This is a genomic window from Pseudomonas sp. Fl4BN1 (assembly GCF_009908285.1).
Classification (GTDB): domain Bacteria; phylum Pseudomonadota; class Gammaproteobacteria; order Pseudomonadales; family Pseudomonadaceae; genus Aquipseudomonas.
This window is the reverse complement of sequence record NZ_JAAARM010000026.1, coordinates 25,639-49,482: the sequence shown is the minus strand read 5'-3', so window position 1 is coordinate 49,482 and position 23,844 is coordinate 25,639. Positions and strand designations below refer to the sequence as shown.

The window sequence follows — 23,844 nt, the reverse complement described above, 5'->3', positions numbered from 1 at the left end:
TGGTGCAACTGCTCAGTCACGGCCATCCAGGCGCAGGCGCCAGCGGCCGGCGTGGCTCAGGTCAAGGCGCGACAAGGGCTCGATATCGATCAGGTTGAAGCTGGCCAGGGGCGCTTGCAGCGCGTGCAGCAACGCGGCGCGGATGACGAAGGGGTGGGTCACCGCCAGCCAATGCCCCGGACGCCGGGCCATTTCTTCCAGCCACTGCGCCACCCGCTGGCACAGCTCGGCGACCGACTCGCCTCCCGGTGGGGCGCGGTGAGGGTCCTCCAGCCAAGCCTGCAAGGCCTCGGGCTGCTGCTGTTGCAGCTCGCTGATGCGCACGCCCTGCCAGGCGCCAAAGGCGCAGTCGCGCAAGGCCGCCTGTATCTCTGGGGCGGAGCTGAACAGCCCGGCAGTCTGCCGGCTGCGCAACTCCGGGCCACAGAGCACCGGCGTCGAGCGCTTGAACGCCGCGGCCCGGCTCAGGGCCAGCGCCTGGCAATCCAGCTCCAGCGGTTCGTCCTGGGGGAAACGCGCCAGCTTCTGCGCGACGGTACGGGCGTGGCAGATCAGGGTCAAACGGGTGGCCTGCACGGGGCATCACTCTGGTGTTAGCGGTAGGGAAGCGTACAACGCCGGGGCAGATGTAACGCTTTGTCGCAGTCGCACTGAACATTCATTTCGAAACGGCAAGCCGGTGTCAATCCGGCGCGGTCGCGCCACTGTATTCGGCCTTTTCGCCGTAAGCCAGACCTTGTTTCGATCCTCGTACCCCGCACCGGGACGCGTCATCCCTGGAGGTTCCAATGGCTTGTAGCGCTACCACGCAGAGCGATCTTTCCCTGCCCGGCATTGCCTTGGGCGACGTCCTGCCCTGGGCGATCGCCGAGGCCTTGTTCCCCACCATCAACGAAGTACCGGAGCACTTTTCGGCGGTGCTGCTGTGGAAATTCAGGGTCGCGTCCCTGGGCATCCAGGTGGTGCTCTGGACCACCCCGGGCTTGAGCTTCGGCTGGCTGGCCGAGCGCAAGCTGCTGCAACCGCGCAGCACTGACAATGCCCGCCTCAAGGGCTGAGCCCGCTACCTCAGTACAAGAAAAATCCAAGCATAAGACAGGACTTTTCTTCTAGGCCCGCCAAGCCCGCCTCCCCTATTCTCGTCAAGATCCCCACGCATCGATCCGACCAGGTAGCCCAAGAACCATGCACAGCGATATGTGGGAGCTCATGTCTCTCGACCTTGCGCTCAACACCTCACTGCTGCCCATCGTGCTCCTGCAATACGTGGCCATGGTGGGAATCCTCAGCACCCTGCTGATGCTGCGCCAAGACGCGCAGCGCCTGATCAAATCGCAAAAGATGCTCCTGGGATTGATCCTCGGCGCCAGCAACGTCGCGTTGATTGCCCTGGCCTCTGAATTCATGCAGACGCCAACCAAGGTATTCCTCAGCAACGACATGCTGTTTCTCGCCGGCTTGCTGGGCGGCTGGTGGGGCGCAACCGCCTGCCTGATGCTGGTGGCCCTGGCCCGCTACTGGATTGCCGGGCCCCTGCAGTTTGAAGAAGCGCTGTTCAGTTTCAGCCTGATGACCCTTGGCGGCATTGCCCTGCATCGCTGGTTCCAATCGCGCGACCTGTGCGCCCTGAACCTCAGGGGTATCAGCCTGGTGCTGCTGGTACGGGTCGGCGCCGCCATCGCGCCGATGCAGGTAATTGCCTGGATGGGCACTGTCGACTCCAGCGTCACTGCCCATTTGCTGTCCCTGCGCCTGCTGTCGAGCCTGCTGTCGCTGCCCATGTTCATCCTCATATTCGCCATGCTGCGCCGCGAGGCGCGCTATCAACAGGCCCAGCACCGCCTGCTCCAGCAGGCGGTGACCGATCCGATCACCCAACTGCCCAATCGCCGGGCCCTGGGCAACCACCTGGAGTACCTGCACCAGCAACCCGCCAACCAGCGCGGTGGCCACAGCCTGCTGGTGATCCAGATCACCAACCTCAAGGACCTGGTGGCGATCCACGGCCATGACTGGACTGATCACCTGCTGATCCGCCTCGCGCAGGAGCTGCAGAGCGGTGCCTCGAGCCAGGTCCTGCAAACCAGCGCCGCGCCCAGGCTGTTCATGTTCTCCACCCTGAGCCTGGCCCTGGACCTGCCGGACCGCTCGCTGCAGTTGATCGAGGAGTCGACGCTGATTGCCTCCCTGCAGATGACCTTGCAAACCCGCCTGGCAGGGGACGGCGGCCTGAGCCCCAAGCTGCAATTCTGCGTGATCGACGCCTGCGCCGGCGGCAGCGCCAACATCACCCTGCGCAACATCAGCCTGGCCCTGCAAGACCATCGCCAGGCGGTGCACTACCTGCATCGGTCACTGCTCGAGAAGGCCCAAAGCAAAGAGCTGATTCGCCAGCAATTGCAGGACTGGCTGCGTTACGACAATCCGCCCTTGCAGTACCAGCCGAAATTCTGCCTGCGCCAGCGCACGGTGATCGGCGCCGAGGCCTTGCTGCGCGCCAGGGATGGCCAGGGCGCAGCAATTTCGCCGTTGCTGATTCTCGATGTGGTGCGCCATCAGGAGCTGTTGCAGGCCTTCGAGTGGGCGACCATCGAAGCGGTTATCCGCGACGCCCAGGATTACCAGCGCGCCGGGCTGTCGGGACCGTTGGCAGTCAATGTCTCGGCCGACACCCTGAGTGCTGTCGACTTTGCCACCCGGCTGATCCAGCGCCTGCAAGAGGCCGGCCTGCCGGGCCGGCGCCTGGCCCTGGAGTTGACCGAAAACACCCTGCTGCAAGACACCCAGCAAGTGGCGTACAACATGCTTTTGCTCAAGGATCACGGAGTGATCCTGGCCCTGGACGATTTCGGCACCGGCTACTCGGCCCTGAGCATCCTGGCCAAGTACCCCTTCGGCGAAGTGAAGATCGACCACTCGATGATTTCGCTGCTGCACTACGAACGCATGCGCACTGCCGTCTCCATCGCCCTGCAAAGCGCCCGCCTGTATGAGGCGACACTGACCGCCGAAGGGGTCGAGACCCAGGAGCAGATCGACATTCTCCAGGGCATCGGCATCCACTGTGCCCAGGGCTATTTCTTCTCCCCGGCGGTGCCCCTGGCCGAGTTGATCGAACTGGGAATCGCCGCCGAATGCTCCGACAGCGATCGCGCAAGCTGAAACCGGCGCACGCCAGGAGCAAGGCGCTGCCGGGTCTCGGCAAGATCCCCAGCAACGGCGTTAGCCGTGCCGGATCGATTGCACATCAGCCCTGCGCCAGGTACAGCACCTCATAGCACTCGACGCCCGGACGCGGTTGAGGGGGCTGCGCCGAAAGGCTGAAACGCAGCAGCTGCCAGGCTTGCAGGTCCAGGGCCAGGAACACGGCGAAGGTCTCGGGAGCATCCGCCAGTTGCTGATTGCGCTGCACCTCGGCCGCCAACAGTTGCTGGCGGTCCGCCCCTGGCTCGATGGCCTGGACCTCGCGATACAGGCTCAGGGCCTGCTGCGCCGGCCCCCGGCGCCAGTCCAGGGGCAGCCAGGATTCGATGTGCGGACGACCAAAGGAATCGATGACCCCTTGAAAGCCGGGGCCCATCAGCAATTTTCCGGCCCCGGCTGCGTCCTGCCACAGGTAGAGCGAGGCATAGAGGTTCTCGCTGGCCCCATGGACCCCGCGTTCGCGCCCGGCAAATACCTTGAATACCAGGCCCTCGACCCGATCCCACAGCGGCCCGCGCTCGGCGGCACGCTGGCGAATGATCGACATCGGGTAATCGGCAGGCAGGCGGTGGCAATACTGTTTGGCAAACATGGCGTCACTCCGTTGGCTGAAAGGCGTGGCCAGCTTGCGCAGCCCCAATGATTACCACAAGATATTGATAAATATATCTGTGATAAGGATTGAATATGTCAGAGCTCGCCAAGCCTCTGGATATCGATACCGTGCAGGCCTTTGTGCTGATTGCCGATTTCGCCAGTTTCACCCGGGCGGCCCAGGCTCTGGACACCTCCCAGGCGGCCATCAGCCTCAAGCTCAAGCGCCTCGAAGAACGCCTCGGCCAGCGTCTGCTGGAGCGCACCCCGCGCCATGTGCGGCTGACCCCGGCGGGCGCGCAGTTCATCCACGCCGCCAGGGAGTTGCTGCGGGCCCATGAGCGTGCCCTGGGGGAGTTGCAGAACGCCGCGCCCCGACGCTTGCAGGTGGGCATCAGCGACCATGTGGCCGGCCCTGACCTGCCGCAGTTGCTGCAACGCATTACCGCCTATGACCCGTTGTTGCTGATCGAGGTACGCATCGACTCGTCCCGGGAGCTGACCGCGTGCTTCGATCGCGGTGAACTGGACGCGGTGATCGTGCGCAACGAAGGCCGCCGCGCAGATGGCGAAGTGCTGGTGGTGGAAGGGTTTGGCTGGTTCGCCGCGCCCACCTGGCAGCATCAGTCCGGCAACCCGCTGCGCCTGGCGACCCTGGCCGCGCCCTGTGGCGTGCGGCAGTTGGCGGTGCAGGCCCTGGATGACGCCGGCTGGCCCTGGATCGAGGTGTTCATCGGTGGCGGCGTGCTGGCCGTGGGGGCTGCGGTGAGCGCCGGTCTCGGGGTTGCCGCCCTGGCCCATCGCGTGGCGCCACCGGGCACGGTGGACGTGGCTGAACACCTGGGCTTGCCGACACTGCCAATGAGCGAAGTGGTGCTGCATGCACGACCCACCGATGGCCGCTCCCGGGACACGTTGCGCGCCCTCAGCGCGGCCTTTCGTGGGGCTCTGGCGCGCTGAGCAGCCGGCGCTTCAAGCGGGAGACGGCATGCCGTCCAGCGGTTCCAGGCACAGGCCATTGCGTCGGTAAAAACGCTCCAGCTCCCGGGGCTGCGGCTCCTCGCCGGTGAAGATGCGCAGGTATTCCGGGATGTAGCGCATGCGCTGCACCGTGGTTTCCTGGGTCTTGAGGCTGATGTAGCCGATCTGTGTCAGGTAGATGCAGCGGGCCCGAGTGAAAGCGGCGTCCTCGCTCATGCCGAAGCGCTCGAACATGCGCTTGAAGGCCTGCACCCGCTGCTCATCAGCCTTCTGCAACTGCAGCGCCACCTCGGCCGACTGCAAGGCCCAGCTGCGCATGGCGAACTCGAACTGCGAGTCGAACAAGGTCGGGTTCAGCCAGCAATCGAAGACGTTGAGGATCGCCTCGGTGATGGACTCGGCGTAGGCCTCGGCGTGGGCCAGCAAGGTGTCGGTGTTCTTGCTCTTCCACAACCCGATCAGGGCTTCGAGCAAGGCTTCGCGGTCCTCGAAATACCAGTAGAAACTGGTCCGCGACAGGTTGAGTTTCTTCGCCAGGGGCATGACCCGCACCGCATCCACTCCAGACTCCTTGAGGCTTTCGTAGGCGGCGTCGAGCCAGGCTTGCAGGGAGCCTTTATCGGCCTTGGCAGTTGTTTTAGAGCGGGTGGCTGGACTGTTCATGTAGCGAATCCTAGTCGCTGCAAACGCGCCTCGCAAGGGTCGAATGTTCACCAATGTCGATTTAATTGACACAAGTGTACATTGAGTTCTATGTTGATTTCGCCTGATACACCTGCTGAGGGACCGAGATGAACAACGATCCGCTTCTGCAACCGTTCCAGCTCAAGCACCTGACCCTGCGCAACCGCATCATCACCACCTCCCACGAGCCGGCCTACCCCGAGGACGGCATGCCCAAGGAGCTGTATCGGGCCTATCACGTGGAGCGGGCCAAGGCCGGTGTGGCCATGACCATGACCGCAGGCTCGGCGGCCATTTCCCGCGACAGCCCGCCGGTGTTCAACAACATCCTGGCCTACAAGGAAGAAGTGGTGCCGTGGATGAAAGCCCTGGCCGACGAGTGCCACGAGCACGGCGCCGCGGTGATGATCCAGCTCACCCACCTGGGCCGCCGGACCCGCTGGGACAAGGGCGACTGGCTGCCGGTGGTGTCGCCTTCACACCAGCGCGAACCGGCCCACCGGGCCTTTCCCAAGCGCCTGGAGCATTGGGATATCGAGCGCATCATCGGCGACTACGCCACCGCCGCCGAGCACATGCAGGCCGCCGGCCTGGATGGCATCGAGCTGCAAGCCTACGGCCACTTGATGGACCAGTTCTGGTCGCCGCTGACCAACGACCTCGATGGCCCCTACGGCGGTGCCCTGGAAAACCGCTTGCGCTTCACCTTCGACGTGCTCAAGGCGATCCGCCAGCGGGTCGGCAGCGAATTCATCGTCGGCCTGCGCTACACCGCCGATGAAGTGATCAGCGGCGGCCTGGACAAGACCGACGGCCTGCGCATCTCCCAGCTGCTGAGCGAATGCGGCATGGTGGATTTTCTCAACGTGATCCGCGGCCATATCGAGACCGACGCCGGGCTCACCGACGTGATTCCGATCCAGGGCATGCGCAACGCCCCGCACCTGGATTTCGCCGGGGAAGTCCGTGCCCATACCGGCATGCCGACCCTGCACGCAGCGAAGATCCCCGACGTGGCCACCGCCCGCCACGCGATTGCCAGTGGCCTGGTGGACCTGGTGGGCATGACCCGGGCGCACATGACCGACCCGCACCTGGTGCGCAAGATCATCGAAGGCCGCGAGCAAGACATCCGCCCCTGCGTCGGCGCCAACTATTGCCTGGACCGGATCTACCACGGCGGCGCCGCCTACTGCATCCACAACGCCGCCACCGGCCGCGAAACCACCATGCCCCATGACATTCCCAAAGCTGCGCTCAAGCGCAAGGTACTGATCATCGGCGCCGGCCCGGCCGGCCTGGAAGCGGCCCGGGTGGCCGGCGAACGCGGGCACCAGGTGACGGTGCTGGAAGCCGCCGACCAGCCCGGTGGGCAGATCCGCCTGAGCGTCCGCTCGCCACGGCGCAAGGAGATGATCAGCATCATCGACTGGCGCATGGCCCAGTGCGACCGCCTCGGCGTGCAGTTCCACTTCAATGCCTGGGCCGAACGCGACAGCGTGCTGGCGCACCAGGCCGATGTGGTCATCATCGCCACCGGCGGCCTGCCCCACACCGAAGTGCTGGAATCGGGCAACCAGTGGCTGGTGTCCAGCTGGGACATTCTTTCCGGCGACGTCAAACCCGGGCGCAATGTGCTGGTGTACGACGACGCCGGCGACGCCGCCGGCCTGCAAGCGGCGGAAGTCATCGCCCTGAGCGGCGCACGCACCGAGATCATGACCCCCGACCGGGCCTTCGCGCCGGAGGTGATGGGCATGAACCTGGTGCCGTTCATGCGCTCGCTGCAAACCCTGGATACCACCTTCACCGTGACCTACCGGCTCAAGCGCGTGGAACGCGACGGCGCAAGCCTGATCGCGCACCTGGGCAGCGACTACGGGCCGCTGGAAAAACACCGGGCGTTCGACCAGATCGTGGTCAACCACGGCACCCGCCCCCTGGACGAGTTGTATTTCGAGCTCAAGCCGCTGTCGCGCAACCAGGGCGCGGTGGACTATGGGCAACTGATCGCCGGCCAGCCGCAAAGTGTCGCGGACCACCCTCAGGGAGCCTTCCAACTGTTCCGGATCGGCGACGCGGTTGCGTCGCGCAACACCCACGCAGCGATCTACGACGCATTGCGCCTGCTCAAGGATCTCTGAACCCCGGGCCAGGCGCCGCCAGAGCGCCGGTCCATGACCTGATTCACTGCCTCACTGTCGACCCGCCGGAACGAATGCTTCGTCTCGGCCGGCCCCTGCGGAGTTGCGCCATGAACAGTCGTCAACCGTTGTCACAGCCTGTGCACACAGATTCACCCAACGCCCCGGCCTTTCGCCAGGACCCCGCCGTCAGCCGCTATCAATTGGCCCCGGTGGACCGGGGGCTGCTCCAGGCCCACGCCGCCATCGATCGCCCGGCCTTGCGCCGCTACCGCCTGGAGCGGATTCGCCAGCAACTGCGCGAACACGACTACGCCGGGGTGCTGCTGGCCGACACGATCAACATCCGCTACGCCACCGACACCCATAACCTTGGCCTGTGGGTCATGCATTCCCCCAGCCGCTATGTGTTCATCGCCACCGACGGACCGCTGGTGCTGTTCGACTTCAGCAGCAGCCAACACAACAGCGAAGGGATCGAGAGCATTGACGAAATCCGCCCGGCGATCCCCTGGCTGTACTTTCTCGCGGGCCCCCGGGTCGCGGAAAAGGCCGCCCTGTGGGCGGGGCAAATCGCCGCCTTGATGCAGCAGCACGGCGGCCACAACCGGCGCCTGGCGGTGGACCGCTGCGATCCCCTGGGCACGCAGAAACTCCTCGATCACGGGATCCAGCTGTTCGACGCCCAGCCGCTGATGGAACAGGCGCGGATGCTCAAGTCCGTCGAGGAGCTGGCCAGCCACCGGGTGTCGATGGCGGTCTGCGACCTGGCCATCGCCCGCATGCGCCACAGCCTGGTGCCGGGGATCACCGAGAACCAACTGTGGAGCGTGCTCCACGAGACCAACGTGGCCCACGGCGGCGAATGGGCGGAAAGCCGCCTGCTGAACTCCGGCCAGCGCACCAACCCGTGGTTCCAGGAGGCCTCGGACAAGCGCATCGAGGCCGGCGAGATGGTCTGTTTCGACACCGACATGGTCGGCCCCGGCGGCTACCTCTCGGACATCTCGCGCAGTTTCGTCTGCCCCGGCAAACCCGTCGCTGCCGAGCAGCGACGGCTGCTGGAAACCGCTGCCGAGCAGATCGGCCGCAACCTCGAACTGCTGCGCCCCGGCTGCTCGTTCCGCGAGTTCGCCGAGCACTGCTGGCCGGTGCCGGAACGCTACCGGCACCACCGCTACATGATGATGCTGCACGGCGTCGGCCTGGTGGACGAATACCCCAGCGTGGCCTATGCGGTGGACTTCCCGGAGTGGGGCTACGACGGCCACTTCGAGGAAAACATGGTGGTCTCGGTGGAGAGCTTCATTGGCGAACAAGGCGGCGCACAGGGGGTCAAGCTGGAGCAGCAGGTATTGATCAGCGCCCAGGGTCCGCAGGTGCTTTCCAGCACCCCGCTGCTGGACCTCGAGCGCTGACCTGCCCGCGTTTGCCTGCCGTTGACCTTCGGAGAACCGCATGAACCTCAACCTGCATACGCAAGCCCCCGCCTCGGCGGCCGCCGTTGACGCCGCGCCGCCCTTCCTGCAACTGCACGCGATCGGCAAGCAGTTCGGCCCCTACCCGGTACTGCACGACGTGTGCTTCCAGATGGAAAAAGGCGAAGTGCTGGCGATCATCGGCCCCAGCGGCTCGGGCAAGAGCACCCTGCTGCGCTGCATCAACCAACTGGAGCCGCCGAGCAGCGGGCGGATCAGCATGGACGGCCTGCAGATCGACGCCCAGCGCCCGCCCACGCGGGCCGAACTGGTGCAACTGCGACGGCGGATCGGCATGGTGTTCCAGTCGTTCAACCTGTTTCCGCACCTGACGGTGCTGCGCAACGTCAGCCTGGCACAGATCCGCACCCTGGGCCGCAGCCCCGCCGAGGCCGACCGGGTCTCCATGCAGCTGCTGGAGCGGGTCGGCCTGGCGGACAAGGCCGAGCACTACCCGGCGCGCTGTTCCGGCGGCCAGCAGCAACGCATCGCCATTGCCCGGGCCCTGGCCCTGGAGCCGGAACTGATGCTGTTCGATGAACCCACCTCGGCCCTCGATCCGGAGTTGGGCCTGGAAGTGCTGGCAGTGATGAAGGAGCTGGCCCGGGACGGCATGTCGATGATTGTCGTGACCCATGAAATGCACTTCGCCGAAACCGTCTCCGACCGGGTGCTGGTGATGGCCGAAGGGCGGATCATCGAACAGGGCGCCAGCCAGGCGGTGATGCGCCACCCACAGAACGAACGGGTGGTGAAGTTTCTCCAGGCCGTGAGGAATCGCTGATGCTCACCGACCTTGGCCTGATGCTGGGCGGCGTGCCCTGGACCCTGGCACTGACCGGCGCGGCCTTTGCCATGGGCCTGATCCTCGGCTTCCCGCTGTGCGCCATGCGCCTGTCGCGCCTGCCACTGCTGAGCCTGGGCGCCTCGCTGATCGTCCTGACGCTGCGCTCGATCCCGCCCATCGTCTGGCTGTTCTTCATCTTCTTCGGCCTGGGCGGTGAGTGGCTGCCGATCTCGCCCTTCGCCGCGGCGGTGCTGGGCCTGGGGCTGATCACCGCGGCGCAGATGTCGGAGGTGTATCGCGGCGCCCTGCTGGCGATCCCCAGCGGCCAGTTCGAAGCCGCCACGGTGCTCAACCTGTCGCGGCGCCAGCGTTTCTTCGACGTGGTCCTGCCGCAGCTGGTCAAGGTGGCGATTCCCAGCGCCGCCACCTACGCCATCGGCCTGCTCAAGGATTCCGCCGTGGCCTCGACCCTGGGGGTGGCCGAGGTCAGTTTCCAGGCCTACAAGCTGTCCCAGGAAAGCTTCTCCGGGTTGGCGGTGTACGCCACCGCGGCCCTGGTGTACCTGGTGCTGAGCCTGCCAGTGGCACTGTTCTCGCGCTGGCTGGATGCCCGCCTGCGGCAGCGGAGCGCGACATGAACGCCGTGCTCGAGATGTGGCAGCAATGGCTGCCAGAACTGTGGCCGGGCTTCGTCCTGTCCTTGCAAGTCACCGCCCTGTGCCTGGGCCTGGGCATTGCCCTGGGCTTGCTGCTGGCCCTTGGGGTGTCGAACCGGCTGCGGGTGCTGCGCTACCCGGCGCTGGTGCTGGTGGAAGTCGGGCGCGGGGCACCGGCGCTGATCCTGCTGCAGTTCTTCTACTTCGGCCTGCCCTCGGCGGGGCTGACCCTGAGCTCCTACTGGGCCGCAGTGCTGGCCCTGGCCTGGTGCACCGGCGCCTACACCAGCGAGATCATTCGCGCCGGTATCCAGGCGGTGCCCCGGGGCCAACTGGAAGCTGCCGGAGTCATGGGGCTGACCCCCTTGGACAGCCTGCGCTTCGTGATCCTGCCCCAGGCGCTGAAAGTCGCCCTGCCCTCGTTGCTGGGCTTCTCGATCATGATGTTCCAGGCCACATCCCTGTGTTTCACCATCGCCCTGCCGGAGCTGGTCAGCCGGGCTTCATCGATTGGTTCGACGACTTTCGAGTACATGCCGGTGCTGTCCCTGGCCGGCCTGATGTACGCCGCAGTCTGTGCCCCTGCCACATTGCTGGTGGCGGCACTGGAAAGACGGCTGGTACGCCACCAGCAGCACTGACGCGGCCCCGGCCGTATTCGCCCCACTCACGACAGGCAAGGTGAAACCATGACCCGCACGCGCAAACAGTCCTTGGCTCTCTGCATCCTGCTGCTCATTGGCAGCGGCGCCTCGGCAGCCACCTGCGAACCCGCCCACCGCTTCGAGACCCTGACCCCCGGGGTGCTCACCGTGGCCGCCTGGGTGTTCCCGCCCTACTCCATTCCCGGGCCGGACAACCAGCTCAGCGGGGTCGATGGCGAGATCATCAAACTGATCGCCGCCCGCGAATGCCTGCAGATCAAGGCCACGGTGGTGGACCCGGCGGCGGTGATCCAGTCGGTGATCGCCCGCCGCGCCGACGTGGCGATTGGTGACTGGTACCGGACCGAAGCGCGGAACAAGGTGCTGGGGCTGTCGGCGCCGCTGTACCTGGACATGATGGGGATCATCTCGGCCCAAGGCTTGAGCACTCCGGCGCAGCTTGAGGGCAAGCGCGTGGGCACGGTGCAGGGCTATCTGTGGCAGGCCGATCTGCAGAAGCTGCTGGGCAGCCAGTTGGTGCTGTATCCAAATCCGGTGGCCATGGCTCAGGATTTGATGGCCGGGCGTATCGAAGCCGCTGCCGACAGCTATGCCGTCGCGGTGGCCTCCCAGGGCAAGGGGGCCTATCCAGGGCAGGTGGTGAAAGTCGCCGAGCCCGATCCGCGGGTGCAGGCGACCCTGCAACCTGGGCAGGTGGCGTTTCCGCATGGCAAGCAGAACCAGGCGCTGGGGGAGGCATTGAGTGCCAATATTCGGGGAATGCATGAGTCGGGAGAGATTGCGGGGATTTTGCAGAAGTTTGGGTTGAGTGCTGAGGCGGCAGATGTTGGGGAGGCACGGTTGGTGCCTTGAGTTTTCTTGGGGTGGAGTACATATCCGGTGCTGCGGTTATGGCGGCAACGGATATGTACACAGAGCGGAACCAATAGCCGCCGCGACCGCAGCACCGAATCCCCCTCCCAAGCCCCCCCCAAACAATCAAAGCACTTTGCCACCACTGAAGATTTCACTAGACTTGTAGTGTCTATTACATAAATATCTTTTTGCCATCTTGTGAAACAAAAACTACATCCGGCTTCCAAGGCGCCTCGATGCCCTCTCTCAGAGACCTGATCACCGCCCCCGCCCTCGACCTCACGCCCTCAGAGCGCAAAGTCGTACGCGCCCTGCTCGACCACTACCCACGCAACGGACTGGGGCCCATGTCACGCCTGGCCGAACGCGCCGGGGTCAGCGACCCGACCATCGTGCGGCTAGTGAAAAAGCTCGGTTTCAACGGCTACGGCGAATTCCAGGAAGCCTTGCTCAGCGACATGGATGACCGCCTGCGATCCCCCAGCACCCTGCTGCGCCCCCGCACACAAGTGGCCCAGGGCGATACCTGGGGCAGCTACCTCGCGGACAGCCAGCGCGCCCTGCAGGACACCCACGCCCTGACCCAACCCGAAGACATCCGCATACTCATCGACTGGCTGCTCGACAGCCGGCATTGCGTGCACTGTTTCGGCGGACGCTTCAGCTGCTTCCTCGCCCATTACCTGCTCAACCACCTGCAGTTGATGCGCCCAGGCTGCTACGCCCTCGAAGACAACGCCCAACTGCCGGACCGGCTGTTCGATCTGCAACGCCAGGACGTGGTGCTGCTGTTCGACTACCGCCGCTATCAGTCCCAGGCCCTGCGGGTGGCCAGCGCAGCCAAGGCGCGCAACGCTCGGGTGGTGCTGTTCACCGACATCTATGCCTCGCCGCTGCGGGAACTGGCCGACCTGATCATCAGTGCCCCGGTGGAATCGATGTCGCCGTTCGACACCCTGGTGCCGGCGCTGGCCCAGGTCGAGGCACTGATTGCCTGCCTGACCCCGCGCAGCCCCCATCTTGATCAACGCCTGGAGGGCATCGATGCCCTGCGGGCGGAATTCGCTACTCATGTGCTGGAGGAGAAATAAGGATGTTCAGCCTGCCCCATCGCTCGCCTCGCGACGTGCCGTTCGTTGTCGATCACACCGCCCTGCTGCTGGTGGACATGCAACGAGCCTGGCTTGAGCCGCAGTTCGACCCGCACCTGCAAGGCCCCGAGGGCGAAGCTTTCCTCAAGCGCGCCCGGGAGCAGGTGATTCCCAACCAGCAGAAGCTCCTGGCAGCGGTGCGCGAAGCACGGCAGAACGTGCTGCACACGATTATCGAGAGCCTCACCGCCGACGGCCGCGACCGCTCCCTGGACCACAAGCTGTCGGACATGCACTTGCCCAAGGGCAGCCCCCAGGCGGCGATCATCGATGAACTGGCACCGGTGGAAAACGAGATCGTGCTGCCCAAGACCTCGTCCGGAGTATTCAACTCCACCAACATCGACTACGTGCTGCGCAACCTGGAAACCCGTCACCTGATCATCGCCGGGATCGTCACCGATCAGTGCGTGGACATGGCGGTGCGTGACGCCGCCGACCGTGGCTACCTGGTGACCCTGGTGGAAGATGCCTGCGCCACCTACGGCGATACCCGGCACCAGGCCTGCCTCAACGCGATCAAGGGTTACTGCTGGATCACCGATACCGCCACGGTGCTCGGCCGCCTGCGGGAGATCCGCGGGTGAACCGCGGCCAGGGCATCGAGGCCCTGACGCCGGTGACAATGACCAGCATCGTCACCACCGACCTGATCGGCGTGACTCGCGGGCGCTCGTTTCCCAGCGATGAGCTGGAGCGCTACCGGGTCGGCGGCTGCGGCTGGGTGCCGGCCAACAGCGCCCTGACCCCGCAGGACTTGATCGCCGAGGACAATCCCTGGGGCGCCTATGGCGACCTGCGATTGATCCCCGATCTGGATAGCCGGGTCAGTGTCGGTGCCGGGCCGGACGCTACGGCGCCGCCCCTGGATTTCATTCACGCCGACATCTGTGAGACCGATGGCCAGCCCTGGGCCGCCTGCCCGCGCACTCTGCTGCGCGCCGAGGTCGAGCGCTACCGCGAGCTGGGCATTCAGATCACTGCGGCCTTCGAGCACGAATTCAACCTCGACACCGGCAGCCAGCAAACCGAGCACCTGGCCTTCTCCCTGGAAGCCCAGCGCCAAGGCGCGGCCTTCGGTGGCTGGCTGCTGGCGGCGCTGCGGGCCGCCGGCGCCGAACCGGAAATGTTCCTCCCTGAATACGGCAAGCAGCAGTACGAAATCACTTGCCGCCCGACCCAGGGCCTGGCCGCCGCCGACCGCGCGGTGAACGTGCGCGAGATCACCCGGGAGATCGCCCGGCAGTTGGGGCATAAGGTCAGTTTTGCGCCCAAGACCGCCGAGAACGCGGTGTGCAACGGCGTGCACCTGCACCTGAGCCTGCAGGACCTGGACGGTGAACCGCTGCTCTACGATCCCCAGGCGGTAAGCGGCGACGATTTGTCGAGCCTCGGCCAGCACTGGGCCGCCGGGGTGCTCAAGCACCTGCCGGCACTCTGCGCGTTCACTGCGCCCACCCCGGTTTCCTACGAGCGCCTGCAGCCCCATCACTGGAGCGCCTCCTATGCCTGCCTGGGCCTGCGCAACCGCGAAGCCTCGCTGCGCATCTGCCCGACCGTGGCCATCGGCGGCAAACCCGTGGCGCCGCAATACAACCTGGAATTTCGCGCCCTGGACGCCACCGCTTCACCGCACCTGGCGATGGCCGTGGTGCTGATCGCCGGGCGCCTGGGCATCGAGCAACAGCTGGCCCTCAATGCGGTGACCGACAAGGTCCCCGATGAGCTCAGCGTCGAACAGCGCCTGGCCAGCGGCATCGTGCCGCTGCCGGGCACCCTGCCCCAGGCCCTGGAATGCCTGCGGGGCAACCACGAGTTGCTGCAGCACCTGCCGCAGGAGCTGCTGAACACTTATTTCGCCGTCAAACAAAAGGAAGTGTCCCTGACCGAGCACCTGACCGCTGCCCAACTGTGTGAGCACTATGGACATCTGTATTAAATCCGCTGAGCTGGGGCTCTACACCGAGCCGGCCTATCGCCTGATCCGGGAAGACTCCGAGCATCCGCTGATTCTGGTGTGCGAACACGCCAGCCCTTATATTCCACCAGCCCTGCACGACCTGGGCCTGGACCCGGTGGCGGCCCGCGAGCACATTGCCTGGGACCCGGGCGCCCTGGAACTGGCCCAAAGCCTGTCCCGGGCCCTGGGCGCGACCCTGATCGCGGCCAATTATTCGCGTTTGCTGATCGACCTGAACCGGCCGCGGCATGCCCCCGACAGCATCCCGCTGCAGAGCGAGATCTATCAGGTGCCGGGCAACCAGCACCTCGATGAGGCGACCCGCGAGTACCGCCGCCAGCAGTTGTTCCAACCGTTTCACCAGCGTCTGCAACAGATCATCGACCAGCGCCTGGCGGCGGGCCGTGAAGTGCGGGTGGTGGGGATTCACAGTTTCACCCCGGTCTACTACGGCCAGCCGCGCCCGCTGGAAATCGGCGTGCTGTTCGGCGCCGCCCGGGACTATGCACAACGGGTGCTGCAAGGCTTGCAGGTGCTGCCGCTGAAAGTGGCGGGCAACCAGCCCTACGAGATCGACCCGTTGAGCGACATGACCGTGCCGGTGCACGGTGATGCCCGGGGGCTGGACTCGGTACTGATCGAGGTGCGCAACGATCTGCTGCGCAGCCCTGAGGCCGTGCAGCGCTGGAGCGATTGCCTGGCACCACTGCTGTAACGCATTTGCCGGAAGATCGGCCGCGACAAACGCTGTTTGCAGGACCGGTACAACAATTAGAAAAACCGCTGTGGTGTGTCTTTAACCCTGCCAGGTTCGAACACAGGCCCACGTTCGAGGTGTCACTGACGACCCTCGCCGCAGGTTTCGCCCACTGACATTGGCTACAAGGAGAACTGCTTCATGGAGATTGAAGAATTCGGCTACAAACAGGAACTCAAGCGCGGGCTGAGCCTGCGCGACCTGGTGGTCTACGGGATGATTTTCATGATTCCCATCGCCCCGTTCGGGGTCTACGGCTACGTCAACCAGGAGGCCCCGGGCATGGTGCCCCTGGCCTACATCATCGGCATGGTGGCGATGCTCTTCACCGCCCTGAGCTACGGCGCCATGGCCCGCGCCTTTCCCATCGCCGGCTCGGTCTACTCCTATGCCCAGCGTGGCCTCAACCCCCATGTCGGTTTCCTCGCCGGCTGGCTGATGCTCCTGGACTACCTGCTGATCCCGCCGCTGCTCTACGTCTACGCCGCCATGGCGTTGAATCACCTGTACCCAGAAGTGCCCAAGGTCGGCTTCATCCTGGCCTTCCTGGTCAGCGCGACCCTGGTCAACCTGCGGGGCATCACCTTCACCGCACGCATGAACATCCTGTTCCTGCTGGCGCAACTGGTGGTCCTGGGGATCTTCCTGTTCTACGCCTGGAACGCACTGCACGGCGGCACCGGCAACGGCCAGTTGACCCTGGCGCCGTTGTACAGCCCGGAGAACTTCCACTTCGGCATGCTGATGCAGGGCGTCTCGATCGCCGTGCTGTCGTTCCTCGGCTTCGACGCCATCTCGACCCTGGCCGAAGAGGTCAAGGGCGACCCGGGCCGCAGCGTCGGGCGCGCCGCCTTGATCACCCTGCTGGTGATGGGCGCGATCTTCGTGGTGCAGACCTGGATCGCCACTGACCTGGCCGCCGGCATGGGCTTCAAGTCCGCCGACACCGCGTTCTACGAGATCGCCGAACTGGCGGCCGGCAGCTGGCTGGCGACCCTTACCGGGGTGGCCACGGCACTGGCCTGGGGCGTGGCGGTGGCGATCACCTCGCAGGCCGCAGTGTCGCGCCTGCTGTTCGGCATGGCCCGCGACGGCAAGCTGCCCAAGGTGCTGGCCAAGGTCCACCCGAAACACAACACCCCGCACATCAGCATCTACCTGGTGGCAGTGCTGTCGCTGCTGATCTGCTACCTGTTCATCAACTCGGTGGACACCCTGACCTCGCTGGTGAACTTCGGCGCCCTGAGCGGCTTCATGCTGCTGCACATCACGGTGATCAATTTCTACTGGCGCCGGCAGAAGTCCGGCCAGGTGATACGTCACCTGATCTGCCCGCTGATCGGTTTCGTGATTGTCTGCGCCATCATGTACAACATGGGGGTCGATGCGCAGAAACTCGGCGCCATCTGGATCGCCGCCGGCCTGGTCTACCTGTTCCTGCTGAACAAGCTGGGCAGCGGTGCCGCCCTGGCCGACCCGCTCAAGCAATAGTTGCTCTGGCGTGGCGCCCCGAGGGCGTCGCGCGCTCCCGAGAGCTGCCGTCAAACGCAGCCGGGGGCTGGCCACAGGATGCCGTGGCCGTGGCACTGCGTGGTAACCGACAGTGATGTCTGGCCGCTTCGTCCCCAAGGGGAAAACGGCCCTTGATACAGGAGTACACCCATGCTGGCCTTGCGTCCCGTGGCGTTATCCGATCTACCCCAACTGCGGCGTCTGGCCCGCGAACGCCTGCTGGGCGTGACCTCGCTGGTGGATGACGAAACCTGCCTGCGCGAGAAGATCCTCGACTCCGAGGTATCCTTCGCCAAGGCCGAGGCCAGCCAGGGCCCGGAAAACTACTTCTTGGTGCTCGAGGACCCGGACAGCGGCCAGTTGCACGGCTGCTCGGACATCCTCGCCACGGCGGGTTTTGCCATGCCGTTCTACAGCCTGCGCAACCGCCCGTTCATCAGCAGCTCGCGGGAGCTGAACATCCAGCACGGGGTCCCGACCCTGTCGCTGTGTCATGACCTCAGCGAGCAGACCCTGTTGCGCAGCTTCCATATCGACGCGGCGCTGTCGGGCACCGCGCTGGCGCAACTGACCTCCCGCGCCCGGCTGCTGTTCATCGCCGCGCACCCCCAGCGCTTTGCCGACAGCTGCATCAGCGAGATCGTCGGCTACAGCAATGACGCCGGTGAATCGCCGTTCTGGGAAGCCGTGGGCCAGCACTTCTTCGACCTGCCCTACATCGAGGCCGAACGCCTGTGCGCCTTGCAGGGCCGCAGTTTTCTGGCGCAACTGATGCCCCAGTACCCGCTGTACATCCCGATGCTGCCGTCATCTGCCCAGGACTGCATCGGCCAGATCCACCCCGATGCCCGGGAAGCCTGCGAGATCCTTGTCGACGAGGGATTTGCGGCGACCCAGTATGTCGACCTGTTCGATGCCGGGCCGACCCTGCAGGCGCGCAATAACCAGCTACGCTCGATCATCCAGAGCCGGGTCGCCACCTGCTACCTGAGCCCGCAGAGCGGCCAGGGCCAACTCTGGCTGCTGAGCAATGAGCGACTGCAGGGATTTCGCGCCATCGTTGCCGCCCTCGACGAAGCCCCCGGTGACGTCGCCGGCCTGGACTTGGCGATGCTCGACGCCCTGCAACTGCAACCGGGCGACCTGCTGCGGGGGGTCGCGTTATGAACCCGCGGCCGCATTCCCCTGCGTGCCTTGATGGTCCGCAACCATGGCATGGAGGCCACCAATGATCGTCCGTCCGATCCGCGTCACCGATCTGCCGGCGGTGCTGGCCCTGCTGGAAGGCAGCTGTCGTGACCTGAACAACCTCTCGACCGACCCCGAGCGCCTGGCGCACCGGGTCCGCTGGGCGCAACGAACCTTTGCCGGCCAGGTAGAACGGGCCGATGCCGACTACCTGTTCGTGCTGGAGGACGACGACCAGCAGGTGATCGGGATCTGCGGCCTGAGCGGCGCCATCGGCCTGCGCGAGCCCTGCTACAACTACCGACTGGGCCTGACCTGTGGCAGTGCCCCGGGGCTGGGCGCCGACCGGCAGGTACCGACCCTGTTCCTGTGCAACGAGATGACCGGGCAATCCCTGCTCTGTTCGCTGTTCCTGCGCCGTGACCATCGCCAGGGCTATACCGGCCGCCTGCTGTCCACCGCACGCCTGCTGTTCGTCGCCGAACACCCAGCACGGTTCGGCGACAAACTGGTGGCCGAGCTGCGCGGCCAGCTCGACAGCCAGGGCCACTCACCCTTCTGGGACAGCCTGGGCCGGCATTTTTTCAAGATGGATTTCCACCAGGCCAACCGCCTCTCCAGCCACGGCGGCAAAGCCTTCATCGGCGAGCTGATGCCGCGCCAGCCGCTGTACACCTGCCTGCTGACCGCCGAGGCCCAGGCGGCCATCGGCCAGGCTCACGCGAGCACCGAGCAGGCGGTGAATATCCTCCGTGACGAAGGTTTCAATCATCAGGGCTGCATCGATATTTTCGACGGTGGGCCGCTGATCGAGGCCGAGGTGGCGAAGATCCGCAGCGTGCGCGAAAGCCAGACCCTGCCACTGATGGTGGGCACCCCGGATGAGCAGGCTCCGGTGTGGCTGATACACAACCGGCGCCTGGAAAACTGCCGTATCACCGCCGCCCCCGGGCGCGTGGTGGCCGGCAGCCTGCTGGTGGACCGGCTGGCCGCCAAGCGCCTGCAATTGCAACCGGGCGACTCGGTGCGCGTAGTACCGCTGCTGGCCTGCCCCTCGCGCGCCCTGGCGCAGTCACAGATCCACCTGCCCTCCAGCGCCAGCGACTGGCGCGCCACCCGCACCGCCCTGCCAGAAATGCTTCTGAGCGCCAAGCCCTGACCCGGTCGCCAGCAGCCCAGCATCCCGGTAACGCCTGAAAGCGCCCGCACCGTTGACGAACGCCAGGACGAATGTTCATATGCCGCTCAGTTTCAGGTGCCTCATGCCGCCGTGCATGAGGTGAAACGGGAAACCGGTGCGCCCTCCCAGGGCTAGTCCGGTGCTGCCCCCGCAACGGTAAACGAGTGCTGCATTCAACAGCCACTGTACTCAGGTATGGGAAGGCGAATGCCGCGAGCCTCGTGAGCCCGGAGACCGGCCTGAAGCTTGTGTTTGGCAATCCTGCGGTGGGCGGGCATGGGCCGGTATGGCCGCGTGCGCGTGCCCGCTACCTTCTCCTGCGTGCTTCCCGAAGACACTTTCGAGAAGACCAACAATGACAACAACACCCCAGCCTTTCCTTGCATGCGACTGGCGTGCGCCTCGCCGCTCCTTGAGCGGTGCCCTGCTCGGCTGCCTGTTCAGCCCCCTGCTGCTGGCCGATGACGGGTCCCTGAAGCTCGACCAACAATGGATTTCCGCCCCTTCGGTGGAGTCCACCACGGTCGCCGAAATGGCGAAATTCGGCAGCAAGGTCGAGATCATCGACCGCCAGCAGATCGAGCGCGCCGGCCCCAGCAGCGACATCACCCGGGTCCTGCAGATGTACGTACCCGGCCTTTACGTCGCACCGAAAAACGGCCCCTTCGACTACGGTACCTATTCCCTGCTCGGCGGGCGCAACGACGACACGCTGATCCTGCTGGACGGCGTGCGCCTGAACAACCGCCTGTACGGCGGCCTGTACCTGGATACCCTGCCAGCCAACGCGATTGAACGCATCGAGGTGCTCAAGGGCGGCCAGAGCCTGCTGTTCGGCACCCAGGCCGTGTCCGGGGTGATCAACATCGTCACCCGCAGCCCGCAGACCCGCGAAGCCTCGGGCGAGGTCAACCTGGGCCTGGACAGCTTCATGGGCAAGAGCGGCGATGCCCGGGTGGAACGGATCGTCAGCAACGGTTTCGGCGACCTCGGGCTGCTGGCCTACGTCAGCCACAACGTTTCCGACGGCTACCAGCCGTTTCGCAACAGCGCCTACAGCCCCAGCACCCGCGACAAGAAACGCTCCTATGAAGTGAGCACCTTCGGCGCCAAGGCGATCCAGGGGTTTGCCGACGACTCGCGGCTGGAACTGTTCTACCAGTACAGCGACGCCAACCTGGATTTCGCCCGGCCGCTGGACAACAAGAAGACCACCAACGACCGCATCCAGCAGATCGCCACGGCGACCTTCGAGCAACGCCTGGGCGAACGCTTCAGCTACTTCGTCAAGGGCCACGTCAACGACTGGGACACCCGCTATACGCGGATCAACAGCACCCCAGCCGGCGGCACCAAGGTCATCAACCACAACGACTACTGGGGCTTCACCGACTGGGGCCTGCAGGCCGAAGGCAAGGCCGAGCTGGACGGCGGCCACGTGCTGGTGTTCGGCAGCGACAACCAGTGGTTCAAGGGCCAGGACGATGTACTGAAGATCGACGACAACCAGGCCCAGGCCAATGCCCTCTACGCCCAACTGCGCCCGGTGATCGAGGCCCTGCCCGACTGGCACCCGAGCATCGGCGTGCGCCACGAGCAAATCAGCGGCGGCGAAAGCGCCACGGTCGGCATGCTCACCTCGCTGTATGACCTCAATGCCAACTGGCAACTGCGTGGCCAGTACGGCAGCGCCTTCAAGTTGCCCAACGCCGAGCAGCTGTTCGCCAACGAAGAGGACGAGAAAGGCAACCGCAACCTCAAGCCGGAAAAGAGCGTGAATGCCGAGCTGGGCCTGGACTACAAGGGCCGCCTGCTGGCCGGTGATTTCAACGCCAGCATCACCGCCTTCCAGCGCAAGATCGACGACCTGATCGCCCTGGATGACATCAACTGGGTCAATGGCGAGGGGCGGATCAGGGTCCGCGGTGTCGAAGTCGATGGCCGCTGGCAGTTCAGCCCGCAGTGGAACCTCTCGGCGGACATGACGCGCAACCTGGTGGAAGCACGCAATGGCGTGACCCTGAGCAATATCCCCGGCTTCTTCGCCCGCTCACGGTTGGGCTACGAGTCGGTGGATCGGATGTGGGGCGTTGGCGGGGCGATCCGCTACATCGGCCAGATCGACAGTTCGAAGAAGGTCGACTACGGCCACTACTCGGTGGTGGACGCCGATGCCTATCGCTACCTCGACGCAGCCCAGCAACATCGCCTGAGCCTGTTGGTAGAGAACCTGTTCGACCGCGACTACAGCACCAGTATCGCCAGCAATGCCCCTCGGGTGGACAACCTCGGACGGCCCTTCACCAGCGAAGTGCGCTACACCTACCGCTTCTGAGGCCGACTGACATGCACGAGGATTATCAACGGGTGCTGTTCGTCGGCCCCGGCCTGCACGGCGGCGCCCTCGGCGAAGCCTTTGGCAAGGAGCTCAAGGCCCAGCGCGGCGATGACGCGAGCACCCGGGTGATCGACACCCTGGACGGTTTCGACAGCCTCTGGGCCGCCCTGGGCGAACCCTTGCCCATGGACGGCGCGGCGCTGCTGGTGGTGGACCTGGAGCCCAGCTCCGACAGCGCCTACCTGGACTGGCTACGCGATGAACTGGGGCACTTGGCCCGGGCTCACCCCCAGGCGCCGAAGCTCTGGATCACTGCTCAGGCCCTGGGCCGTCGTGGCCTGGACGCGGCCCTGGCCTGCGCCAGCATCGCTCAGCGCGAGCGGCACCTGCCCTGCGACAACGTCAATGCCGTGGCCAGCGACCCCGACTGGTCGCGGGTACCGCCCCACGCCCGCCAGGTGTTTCTCTGCACCGGGCCACGCTGCGTACGGCGCGGCGCCCTGCCCCTGTGGAAGACCCTGCGCCGCGAACTGCTGCGCCTGGAGCGCATGGAAAAACCCGGTGGCGTGCTGCTGACCCGCACCGCCTGCCAGTTCCCCTGCAACCTGGGGCCGGTACTGACCGTGCACCCGGATGGCTGCTGGTACCGGGTCAGCAACGACAGCCAGGTGCTGCAACTGGTACAGGGGCACCTGGTGGAGGGCGAGCCGGTACGCGACCTGCTGATTCCCGGGCCTGCGGGAGGGTCGGCAGATGCTTAGGCTGATCCTCGGCGCCCTGCTCTGGCTGGCGGCATTGCCGACCCTGGCGGACAGCTATGAGAACTGTGGCAAGACCTGGCGCCTGGAACACCCCGCGCAACGCATTGTCGCCCTCAACCAGCACAGTGCCGACCTGCTGCTGGCCCTGGGCGCCGGGCCGTCGATGATCGGCGTCGCCTATCTGGATGACGATGGCCTGGCCCAGGCGCAGGGGCACTACCACGGCGTGCCGGTGATCTCCCGGCAGTACCCTTCGGCGGAAGTGCTCTACAGCCTGAAACCCGACCTGGTGGTGGGCGGCTTCGCTTCGGCGTTTCCCGACAACTTCAGTTCCCGGGAGCGCCTGGGAGCCATCGGCATCGGCAGCTACCTGCTGGAGTCGGCCTGCGCCGGGCACGACGAGGATTACTTCGGGCAGATCCGCCGCGACCTGTTGACCCTCGGCCGGCTGTTGCACAAGGAACAGCAAGCGCGGCAGCTGATCGCCGGGATGGACGCCGACCTCGATGCCGCAGCGGCCTTGTACCGCGGGCGCGAAACGCCAGCGGTGTTCTACCTGGACAGTGAAGTCAACGGCCTGGCCAGCCAGGGCCAGCGCGGTTTTGTCGGCGTGCTGCTGCACGCCGCCGGGGCACGCAACAGCTTTGCTGCCATCGACCGCCCGCGCTTGGTCGTGGACAGCGAGACCCTGCTGGTCAATGACCCGGATGTGCTGCTCCTGGCTGACGCCCTGTGGTCGCCGGCATCGCGCAAGCGCCAATTGTTGCACAGCGACCCGGTGCTCTCGCGGCTGCGGGCGGTGCGGCAGAAACGCCTGATCGACATCCCCTTCACGCAACTGGTGCCGGGTATCGCCAGTGGCCGTACTGCGCTGGAACTGGCGCGGCGCCTGCACCCGGGCGCCGATTGAGCGCTGCCGTGGCCGCAGGCTCGGGCGCGGATGCTTGAT

At 65.5% G+C, this 23,844-nt stretch carries 22 protein-coding genes and 1 riboswitch; of the genes, 19 read left to right on the top strand and 3 right to left on the bottom strand.

Going from position 1 to position 23,844, the window contains the following annotated elements:
• Window positions 1–12: 12 nt before the first annotated feature.
• Window positions 13–576, bottom strand: coding sequence for a histidine phosphatase family protein (locus tag GV818_RS24335; protein ID WP_161777754.1), 564 nt, complete (start codon window positions 574–576; stop codon window positions 13–15).
• A 212-nt stretch (window positions 577–788) separates the two neighbouring features.
• Here GV818_RS24335 and GV818_RS24330 point away from each other — a divergent pair, with 212 nt between their 5' ends.
• Window positions 789–1,058 carry a CbtA family protein gene (locus tag GV818_RS24330; protein WP_161777753.1) on the top strand — a complete coding sequence of 90 codons (270 nt, stop codon included), beginning with the start codon at window positions 789–791 and terminating at the stop codon, window positions 1,056–1,058.
• Between the two features lie 151 nt (window positions 1,059–1,209).
• Window positions 1,210–3,162: a bifunctional diguanylate cyclase/phosphodiesterase gene (locus tag GV818_RS24325; RefSeq protein WP_161759865.1), complete on the top strand. Its 1,953-nt coding sequence runs from the start codon at window positions 1,210–1,212 to the stop codon at window positions 3,160–3,162.
• Window positions 3,163–3,247: 85 nt separating this feature from the next.
• Here the strand turns inward: GV818_RS24325 and GV818_RS24320 are convergent, their stop codons facing one another.
• Window positions 3,248–3,796 (bottom strand): DUF4865 family protein, encoded by a 549-nt coding sequence (locus GV818_RS24320; RefSeq protein WP_161759864.1) that lies wholly within the window; start codon window positions 3,794–3,796, stop codon window positions 3,248–3,250.
• Window positions 3,797–3,891: 95 nt separating this feature from the next.
• On the opposite strand from GV818_RS24320, the gene GV818_RS24315 reads away from it, so the two are divergent.
• Window positions 3,892–4,758 carry a LysR family transcriptional regulator gene (locus GV818_RS24315; protein WP_161759863.1) on the top strand — a complete coding sequence of 289 codons (867 nt, stop codon included), beginning with the start codon at window positions 3,892–3,894 and terminating at the stop codon, window positions 4,756–4,758.
• Between the two features lie 12 nt (window positions 4,759–4,770).
• Here the strand turns inward: GV818_RS24315 and GV818_RS24310 are convergent, their stop codons facing one another.
• Window positions 4,771–5,442 carry a TetR/AcrR family transcriptional regulator gene (locus GV818_RS24310; RefSeq protein ID WP_161777752.1) on the bottom strand — a complete coding sequence of 224 codons (672 nt, stop codon included), beginning with the start codon at window positions 5,440–5,442 and terminating at the stop codon, window positions 4,771–4,773.
• Window positions 5,443–5,570: 128 nt separating this feature from the next.
• Here GV818_RS24310 and GV818_RS24305 point away from each other — a divergent pair, with 128 nt between their 5' ends.
• The 16 genes from GV818_RS24305 (at window position 5,571) to GV818_RS24230 (ending at window position 23,805) form a co-directional block, all read left to right on the top strand.
• The gene (locus GV818_RS24305; protein WP_161777751.1) at window positions 5,571–7,607 is read left to right on the top strand and encodes an NADH:flavin oxidoreductase; all 2,037 of its coding nucleotides are present in this window, start codon (window positions 5,571–5,573) and stop codon (window positions 7,605–7,607) included.
• Between the two features lie 110 nt (window positions 7,608–7,717).
• Window positions 7,718–9,025 (top strand): M24 family metallopeptidase, encoded by a 1,308-nt coding sequence (locus GV818_RS24300; RefSeq protein ID WP_161759860.1) that lies wholly within the window; start codon window positions 7,718–7,720, stop codon window positions 9,023–9,025.
• A gap of 40 nt (window positions 9,026–9,065) precedes the next feature.
• Window positions 9,066–9,869 (top strand): amino acid ABC transporter ATP-binding protein, encoded by an 804-nt coding sequence (locus GV818_RS24295; RefSeq protein ID WP_161777750.1) that lies wholly within the window; start codon window positions 9,066–9,068, stop codon window positions 9,867–9,869.
• Window positions 9,869–10,510: an amino acid ABC transporter permease gene (locus GV818_RS24290; protein ID WP_161759858.1), complete on the top strand. Its 642-nt coding sequence runs from the start codon at window positions 9,869–9,871 to the stop codon at window positions 10,508–10,510. Before GV818_RS24295 ends, GV818_RS24290 begins: the two co-directional genes overlap by 1 nt.
• Window positions 10,507–11,169 carry an amino acid ABC transporter permease gene (locus tag GV818_RS24285; RefSeq protein WP_161777749.1) on the top strand — a complete coding sequence of 221 codons (663 nt, stop codon included), beginning with the start codon at window positions 10,507–10,509 and terminating at the stop codon, window positions 11,167–11,169. Before GV818_RS24290 ends, GV818_RS24285 begins: the two co-directional genes overlap by 4 nt.
• A gap of 48 nt (window positions 11,170–11,217) precedes the next feature.
• The gene (locus GV818_RS24280; protein WP_161759856.1) at window positions 11,218–12,045 is read left to right on the top strand and encodes a transporter substrate-binding domain-containing protein; all 828 of its coding nucleotides are present in this window, start codon (window positions 11,218–11,220) and stop codon (window positions 12,043–12,045) included.
• Window positions 12,046–12,284: 239 nt separating this feature from the next.
• Complete coding sequence (locus GV818_RS24275; protein ID WP_161777748.1) at window positions 12,285–13,139, top strand: MurR/RpiR family transcriptional regulator; 855 nt, start codon at window positions 12,285–12,287, stop codon at window positions 13,137–13,139.
• A 2-nt stretch (window positions 13,140–13,141) separates the two neighbouring features.
• Window positions 13,142–13,786 carry an isochorismatase family cysteine hydrolase gene (locus GV818_RS24270; protein ID WP_161759854.1) on the top strand — a complete coding sequence of 215 codons (645 nt, stop codon included), beginning with the start codon at window positions 13,142–13,144 and terminating at the stop codon, window positions 13,784–13,786.
• Entirely contained in the window at window positions 13,783–15,138 is a 1,356-nt protein-coding gene (locus tag GV818_RS24265; RefSeq protein WP_368668960.1) for a glutamine synthetase, read from the top strand. The genes GV818_RS24270 and GV818_RS24265 overlap by 4 nt, the downstream gene beginning before the upstream one ends.
• Window positions 15,122–15,874 carry an N-formylglutamate amidohydrolase gene (locus GV818_RS24260; RefSeq protein ID WP_161759853.1) on the top strand — a complete coding sequence of 251 codons (753 nt, stop codon included), beginning with the start codon at window positions 15,122–15,124 and terminating at the stop codon, window positions 15,872–15,874. Before GV818_RS24265 ends, GV818_RS24260 begins: the two co-directional genes overlap by 17 nt.
• 183 nt (window positions 15,875–16,057) lie before the next feature.
• Complete coding sequence (locus GV818_RS24255) at window positions 16,058–17,407, top strand: APC family permease (RefSeq protein WP_161777747.1); 1,350 nt, start codon at window positions 16,058–16,060, stop codon at window positions 17,405–17,407.
• Window positions 17,408–17,578: 171 nt separating this feature from the next.
• Window positions 17,579–18,595, top strand: a complete 1,017-nt coding sequence (locus GV818_RS24250; RefSeq protein WP_161777746.1) for an arginine N-succinyltransferase — start codon at window positions 17,579–17,581, stop codon at window positions 18,593–18,595.
• 61 nt (window positions 18,596–18,656) lie between these two features.
• Window positions 18,657–19,775 carry an arginine N-succinyltransferase gene (locus tag GV818_RS24245; RefSeq protein ID WP_161777745.1) on the top strand — a complete coding sequence of 373 codons (1,119 nt, stop codon included), beginning with the start codon at window positions 18,657–18,659 and terminating at the stop codon, window positions 19,773–19,775.
• A gap of 77 nt (window positions 19,776–19,852) precedes the next feature.
• Window positions 19,853–20,053: riboswitch (cobalamin riboswitch) on the top strand.
• A 29-nt stretch (window positions 20,054–20,082) separates the two neighbouring features.
• Window positions 20,083–22,131, top strand: coding sequence for a TonB-dependent receptor plug domain-containing protein (locus GV818_RS24240; RefSeq protein ID WP_161777744.1), 2,049 nt, complete (start codon window positions 20,083–20,085; stop codon window positions 22,129–22,131).
• 11 nt (window positions 22,132–22,142) lie between these two features.
• Entirely contained in the window at window positions 22,143–22,895 is a 753-nt protein-coding gene (locus GV818_RS24235; RefSeq protein ID WP_161777743.1) for a (2Fe-2S) ferredoxin domain-containing protein, read from the top strand.
• The gene (locus tag GV818_RS24230) at window positions 22,888–23,805 is read left to right on the top strand and encodes an ABC transporter substrate-binding protein (RefSeq protein WP_161777742.1); all 918 of its coding nucleotides are present in this window, start codon (window positions 22,888–22,890) and stop codon (window positions 23,803–23,805) included. Before GV818_RS24235 ends, GV818_RS24230 begins: the two co-directional genes overlap by 8 nt.
• Window positions 23,806–23,844 lie beyond the last annotated feature (39 nt).

Coding starts and splice junctions, on each gene's coding strand:
- GV818_RS24330 (WP_161777753.1), top strand. CDS start 789: ATGGCTTGTAGCGCTACCACGCAGAGCGATCTTTCCCTGCCCGGCATT.
- GV818_RS24325 (WP_161759865.1), top strand. CDS start 1,210: ATGTCTCTCGACCTTGCGCTCAACACCTCACTGCTGCCCATCGTGCTC.
- GV818_RS24320 (WP_161759864.1), bottom strand. CDS start 3,796: ATGTTTGCCAAACAGTATTGCCACCGCCTGCCTGCCGATTACCCGATG.
- GV818_RS24315 (WP_161759863.1), top strand. CDS start 3,892: ATGTCAGAGCTCGCCAAGCCTCTGGATATCGATACCGTGCAGGCCTTT.
- GV818_RS24310 (WP_161777752.1), bottom strand. CDS start 5,442: ATGAACAGTCCAGCCACCCGCTCTAAAACAACTGCCAAGGCCGATAAA.
- GV818_RS24305 (WP_161777751.1), top strand. CDS start 5,571: ATGAACAACGATCCGCTTCTGCAACCGTTCCAGCTCAAGCACCTGACC.
- GV818_RS24300 (WP_161759860.1), top strand. CDS start 7,718: ATGAACAGTCGTCAACCGTTGTCACAGCCTGTGCACACAGATTCACCC.
- GV818_RS24295 (WP_161777750.1), top strand. CDS start 9,066: ATGAACCTCAACCTGCATACGCAAGCCCCCGCCTCGGCGGCCGCCGTT.
- GV818_RS24290 (WP_161759858.1), top strand. CDS start 9,869: ATGCTCACCGACCTTGGCCTGATGCTGGGCGGCGTGCCCTGGACCCTG.
- GV818_RS24285 (WP_161777749.1), top strand. CDS start 10,507: ATGAACGCCGTGCTCGAGATGTGGCAGCAATGGCTGCCAGAACTGTGG.
- GV818_RS24280 (WP_161759856.1), top strand. CDS start 11,218: ATGACCCGCACGCGCAAACAGTCCTTGGCTCTCTGCATCCTGCTGCTC.
- GV818_RS24275 (WP_161777748.1), top strand. CDS start 12,285: ATGCCCTCTCTCAGAGACCTGATCACCGCCCCCGCCCTCGACCTCACG.
- GV818_RS24270 (WP_161759854.1), top strand. CDS start 13,142: ATGTTCAGCCTGCCCCATCGCTCGCCTCGCGACGTGCCGTTCGTTGTC.
- GV818_RS24260 (WP_161759853.1), top strand. CDS start 15,122: ATGGACATCTGTATTAAATCCGCTGAGCTGGGGCTCTACACCGAGCCG.
- GV818_RS24255 (WP_161777747.1), top strand. CDS start 16,058: ATGGAGATTGAAGAATTCGGCTACAAACAGGAACTCAAGCGCGGGCTG.
- GV818_RS24250 (WP_161777746.1), top strand. CDS start 17,579: ATGCTGGCCTTGCGTCCCGTGGCGTTATCCGATCTACCCCAACTGCGG.
- GV818_RS24245 (WP_161777745.1), top strand. CDS start 18,657: ATGATCGTCCGTCCGATCCGCGTCACCGATCTGCCGGCGGTGCTGGCC.
- GV818_RS24240 (WP_161777744.1), top strand. CDS start 20,083: ATGGCCGCGTGCGCGTGCCCGCTACCTTCTCCTGCGTGCTTCCCGAAG.
- GV818_RS24235 (WP_161777743.1), top strand. CDS start 22,143: ATGCACGAGGATTATCAACGGGTGCTGTTCGTCGGCCCCGGCCTGCAC.
- GV818_RS24230 (WP_161777742.1), top strand. CDS start 22,888: ATGCTTAGGCTGATCCTCGGCGCCCTGCTCTGGCTGGCGGCATTGCCG.